Origin of the sequence: Parasphingorhabdus sp., assembly GCF_041748495.1 — a bacterium.
Classification (GTDB): Bacteria; Pseudomonadota; Alphaproteobacteria; order Sphingomonadales; family Sphingomonadaceae; genus Parasphingorhabdus.
Window position 1 is genome coordinate 1 of the sequence record NZ_JBGTDD010000167.1, and the last position, 4703, is coordinate 4703.

At 60.8% G+C, this 4703-nt stretch carries 8 protein-coding genes; 7 read left to right on the plus strand and 1 reads right to left on the minus strand.

The annotated features are described in order from the left end of the window. From pgk to thiE, 3 genes are all read left to right on the plus strand, one after another. Positions 1-334 (plus strand): phosphoglycerate kinase (gene pgk, locus ACEW8J_RS14460; protein ID WP_373492344.1); only part of this gene is annotated, 334 nt, incomplete at its 5' end. A gap of 19 nt (positions 335-353) precedes the next feature. Beyond that, positions 354-1241: a fructose bisphosphate aldolase gene (locus ACEW8J_RS14465; RefSeq protein WP_373492345.1), complete on the plus strand. Its 888-nt coding sequence runs from the start codon at positions 354-356 to the stop codon at positions 1239-1241. A 14-nt stretch (positions 1242-1255) separates the two neighbouring features. Next, a complete protein-coding gene (thiE, locus tag ACEW8J_RS14470) occupies positions 1256-1897 on the plus strand; it encodes a thiamine phosphate synthase (protein ID WP_373492346.1) in 642 nt (213 codons plus the stop codon). Here the strand turns inward: thiE and ACEW8J_RS14475 are convergent. Further along, entirely contained in the window at positions 1894-2139 is a 246-nt protein-coding gene (locus ACEW8J_RS14475; RefSeq protein ID WP_373492347.1) for a hypothetical protein, read from the minus strand. The genes thiE and ACEW8J_RS14475 overlap by 4 nt on opposite strands. Positions 2140-2290: 151 nt before the next feature. On the opposite strand from ACEW8J_RS14475, the gene efp reads away from it, so the two are divergent. From efp to nuoB, 4 genes are all read left to right on the plus strand, one after another. Further along, a complete protein-coding gene (gene efp, locus ACEW8J_RS14480; RefSeq protein WP_373492348.1) occupies positions 2291-2854 on the plus strand; it encodes an elongation factor P in 564 nt (187 codons plus the stop codon). A gap of 124 nt (positions 2855-2978) precedes the next feature. Next, the gene (locus ACEW8J_RS14485) at positions 2979-3797 is read left to right on the plus strand and encodes an inositol monophosphatase (protein ID WP_373492349.1); all 819 of its coding nucleotides are present in this window, start codon (positions 2979-2981) and stop codon (positions 3795-3797) included. 104 nt (positions 3798-3901) lie between these two features. Then, positions 3902-4276 (plus strand): NADH-quinone oxidoreductase subunit A, encoded by a 375-nt coding sequence (gene ndhC, locus ACEW8J_RS14490; RefSeq protein ID WP_373492350.1) that lies wholly within the window; start codon positions 3902-3904, stop codon positions 4274-4276. Then, positions 4267-4703, plus strand: a 437-nt coding sequence (gene nuoB / locus ACEW8J_RS14495; protein WP_373492351.1) for an NADH-quinone oxidoreductase subunit NuoB, incomplete at its 3' end; no start/stop codon positions are given. The genes ndhC and nuoB, both read left to right, overlap by 10 nt.

Genomic DNA, 4703 nt, shown 5'->3' on the forward strand with positions numbered 1-4703 from the left:
GGATGAAATGATCCTCGATATCGGGCCGGCAGCTGTCGAGGCGCTGTCCGATGTGCTCAAGACCTGCAAGACCCTGGTCTGGAACGGGCCACTGGGTGCGTTCGAGACAGAACCGTTCGACCATGCCACCGTGGCCCTCGCACGAACCGCGGCGGCTTTGACCAAGGAGGGTCAGTTGCTGTCGGTGGCCGGTGGCGGCGACACGGTGGCGGCGCTCCACCATGCCGGCGTGGCCGATGATTTCAGCTTTGTATCGACCGCGGGCGGGGCCTTTCTGGAATGGATGGAAGGCAAGCCCTTGCCCGGTGTCGAAGCGCTTAACCAATTCAATTGAAAATATCAGGGAACAAAAAATGGCGAATAGTGAAATGTTGAGCAAAATCGAAAAGGGCCAGGGCTTTATCGCGGCGCTCGACCAGAGCGGCGGCTCGACGCCAAAAGCGCTGGCCGGCTATGGTATCGGAGCGGATTCCTTTGCCAATGACGACGAGATGTTCACCCTGATCCACAAGATGCGCAGCCGCATCATCACCGCGCCGAGCTTTGGCAATGGCAAGGTGATCGGGGCGATCCTGTTCGAGAAGACGATGAACGGCGACGCCGGCGGCAAGCCGGTGCCGGAAGCGCTCTGGGACCGGGGCGTGGTGCCGTTTCTGAAGGTCGACAAGGGGCTGGAGGACGAGGTGGATGGTGTCCAGCTGATGAAACCGATCCCCGATCTCGACGAGCAGTGCAAGAAGGCCGCGGCCAAGGGCGTGTTCGGCACCAAGATGCGCTCGGTGATCAACAAGGCCAATGCGACAGGGATCGCCAAGATTGTCGAGCAGCAATTCGCCTTTGGCAAGCAGATCCTCGGCCACGGGCTGGTGCCGATCATCGAACCGGAAGTGAATATCAAGAGCGACGAGCGGGCGGCATGCGACACGATCCTGCTCGGCGAGCTGAACAGGCAGCTGGACGCGCTGGCGGATGACCAGCGGGTGATGCTGAAACTGTCGATCCCGGTCGAGGCCAATCTGTACAGGGCGCTGATCGATCATCCCAGGGTGATCCGGCTGGTGGCGCTGTCCGGCGGCTATTCGACCGAGGATGCCTGCGCCGAACTGGCGAAGAATGAAGGCATGATCGCCAGCTTCAGCCGCGGCCTGCTGCAGGATCTCAGGGTTTCGCAGAGCGACGAGGAATTTGATGCGGTGCTCGGCGGGGCGATCGACCAGATTTATCGCGCCTCGATCGCCTGATCCTATTGGCTGACATGAGCGACCATCATCCCTGCCAGCTTTACCTGATCTCGCCGCTCGACACCGGCGGGGATTTTCCGCAGCGGCTGAGACAGGCGCTGGAGGCCGGGCCGGTGGCTGCCTTCCAGTTCCGGGTGAAGGATGCCCTGCCGGAGGAAGCGGCGCGGCTGGCGGAGCCGCTGCAGGCGATCTGCGCCGAATTTGATGTGGCCTTCATCGTCAATGACGATGTCGCCCTGGCCGCAACGCTGGGCGCGGACGGCGTGCATCTGGGGCAGGGTGACGAGAGTCTGGAAAATGCCCGGGCGGTGCTCGGCAAGGATGTGCAGATTGGGATCACCTGCCATGACAGCCGCCATCTGGCGATGGAGGCGGGCGAGGGCGGTGCCAATTATGTGGCGTTCGGCGCGTTTTTCCCGACCGATACCAAGGAAACGACGCACCGGCCGGACCTGGACCTGGTCCGCTGGTGGGCGGAGATGATGGAAATCCCCAGCGTTGCCATTGGCGGGATCACGCCGGACAATTGCCAGCCCCTGATCGACGCCGGCGCCGATTTCCTGGCGGTGTGCGGAGCGGTGTGGAACGATCCCGCCGGGCCGGCAGCGGCGGTCAGGCACTTTGCCGACCGGATGGATGGCGCAGCAGCCGGCTAGGACGAGCTGTGCGTCTTGCCGATATTCGAGGCGAGATATTGGGCGATGAAATTGCTGACCGAGGGCGGAGCAAAATTGGGCATCTGCTCCATGTCACGCAAATAGCCTTCGGATGGCTTGAACGATTTCATCTCGCCATCGCAGATCGAATAGCCAAACAGACCGGCCGCCGGCGCATTTTGGCAGGGTGCGGTGCCGTTGGTGTCGTCAACCGGCGGCGTGAGAAGGTCTGTCTGGATCATGCACCGTAGATAGCAGACCGGTGATTCGCGGTATTGTATGAAAAAGACCTGTGCGTTGCCGCACAGGCTTTCATCGTCACCGGGCTTGCCTATTATCGGTCAGGAGATTACAGCGCCGCTCAATCAAACAATCTATCGAGCGAGACAAGCGATGAAGATCAGCGGTGTGGATATCCGTCCGGGCAATATATTGGAATATGACGGCGGCCTGTGGAAGGTTGCCAAGATCCAGCATACCCAGCCGGGCAAGGGCGGGGCCTACATGCAGGTCGAGATGAAGAATCTCGTGGACGGCCGCAAGACCAATGTCCGCTTTCGCAGCGCCGACACGCTCGAGAAGGTGCGGCTGGATACCAAGACATTCCAGTATCTGTTCGCCGAGGATGACATGCTGACCTTCATGGACAAGGAAAATTACGAGCAGATCACATTGCCAGCCGACCTGCTGGGCGAGGCCGCCGAATTTTTGCAGGACGGCATGGATGTGCAGCTTGAACTCTATGACGACAAGCCGATATCCGTGGCGCTCCCCGACCAGATTGAAGCCATGATTGTCGAGGCCGATGCGGTGGTCAAGGGCCAGACGGCCTCGTCCAGCTACAAGCCCGCAATTCTCGACAATGGTGTCCGCGTCATGGTGCCGCCGTTCATTTCGGCCGGCACAAGGATCATCGTCGATGTCTATGCCCGCGAATATGTCGGCAAGGCCAGCTAATGCATTTCCCTCCCGCTCGCGGGAGGGATCAGGGACGGTCGCGGCCATCGTGCGCGCCCGCTCCTTGAAAAACAGATAGACCCACCCCCAGCCCCTCCCGTAAACGGGAGGGGGGAGACATGAAATGCCTGCACATTCCGCCCTTATCACCGTCATGGAACGCGCCGCGCGCAAGGCGGGATCGCGCCTGCGCCGGGATTTTGGCGAAGTCGAGCATCTGCAGGTGTCGAAAAAGGGTCCGGCCGATTTTGTCTCCAAGGCCGATATGCGGGCCGAGCGGATACTCTATGACGAATTGCTGAAGGTCCGTCCCGGCTGGGGTTTCGTGCTGGAAGAAGGCGGCATGATCGAAGGCGAGGAGGGCAAGCCCCGCTGGATCGTCGATCCGCTCGACGGCACCACCAATTTTCTCCACGGCATCCCGCATTTCGCGATTTCGATCGCGGTGCAGGAACCGTCGCTGGACGGCCGCGGCTGGGGCAAGATCACAAGCGGACTGATTTACGAGCCGCTCAACGACCAGACATGGTGGGCGGAGATGGACAAGGGCGCCTGGCTCGGCGAGCGACGGCTGCGGGTGTCGGCGCGCCGCGATATGTCGGAAGCGCTGATCGCCACCGGCATACCGTTCAAGGGCCATGGCGATCTTAGCGAATGGGCGCGGATTTTTGGCGCGGTTGCGCCGCAGGTCGCCGGCATCCGGCGCAATGGTTCGGCCGCGCTCGACCTTGCCTGGCTGGCAGCCGGTCGCTATGACGGCTTCTGGGAAGCGGGTCTGCAGGTCTGGGACGTGGCGGCCGGCATATTGATGGTGCGCGAGGCCGGCGGCTTTGTCACCGACTATACCGGCGGCGATCAGCCGATCGGCCAGCGTGAAATTCTGGCCTCTACCGAAGCGTTGCACAGCAAGCTGCACCGGATATTGGCGAAGTCGCTGCTGTAACTGCGAACGCCTCGCAAAAGGCCGAAAATATAAGCCAACTTACCCTTGCGGCAAGCGGGGCCACTCCCTAAAAGCGGCCCGAATATCAGCGAAACGAGTCATCTGTGGTCGATCTTTCCGAATATGCACCGATATTGTTGTTCCTGTTTGTAGCCGCAGGCTTGTCGACAGCCTTTGTGTTCCTGCCGATGGGTGTGTCCCGGCTCACCGGAACCCACAATCCGAGTGCGGAAAAATTATCGGAATATGAATGCGGCTTTCCCGCCTTTGAAGACAGTCGCAGCCAGTTTGACGTGCGCTTCTATCTCGTCGCCATCCTGTTCATCATTTTCGATCTGGAAGCGGCCTTTCTCTTTCCCTGGGCGGTCTCGCTTGATCAGACAGCCTGGCTGGGCTGGGGATCGATGATGGTCTTTCTGCTGATCCTGACGGTTGGCTTCATTTACGAATGGAAAATGGGAGCGCTCGAATGGGAGTAGGCCAAACCACACCCGGATCAGCAATTCTGAACGCCGACGGCACGCCGATGCGCGCCGCGCAGGAGCCCGACGACGGATTTTTCAAGGACATGAATTCGGAAGTCAATGACAAGGGGTTCCTTGTCACGTCGACCGAGGACCTGTTTACATGGGCGCGCACGGGGTCTTTGTGGTGGATGACGTTCGGCCTCGCGTGCTGTGCGGTCGAGATGATTCACGTCAACATGCCGCGCTACGACCTCGAGCGCTTCGGTGTCGCGCCGCGCGCCTCCCCGCGCCAGTCCGACGTGATGAGCGTCGCGGGGACGCTGTGCAACAAGATGGCCCCCGCGCTGCGCAAGGTTTACGACCAGATGTCGGAGCCGAAATACGTCATCAGCATGGGTAGCTGCGCGAACGGCGGCGGGTACTACCACTACAGTTATAG

Bases quoted from the DNA above. Each gene is read 5' to 3' on its own strand.
- ACEW8J_RS14465 (WP_373492345.1), top strand. From the start codon at position 354: ATGGCGAATAGTGAAATGTTGAGCAAAATCGAAAAGGGCCAGGGCTTT.
- thiE (WP_373492346.1), top strand. From the start codon at position 1,256: ATGAGCGACCATCATCCCTGCCAGCTTTACCTGATCTCGCCGCTCGAC.
- ACEW8J_RS14475 (WP_373492347.1), bottom strand. From the start codon at position 2,139: ATGATCCAGACAGACCTTCTCACGCCGCCGGTTGACGACACCAACGGC.
- efp (WP_373492348.1), top strand. From the start codon at position 2,291: ATGAAGATCAGCGGTGTGGATATCCGTCCGGGCAATATATTGGAATAT.
- ACEW8J_RS14485 (WP_373492349.1), top strand. From the start codon at position 2,979: ATGCCTGCACATTCCGCCCTTATCACCGTCATGGAACGCGCCGCGCGC.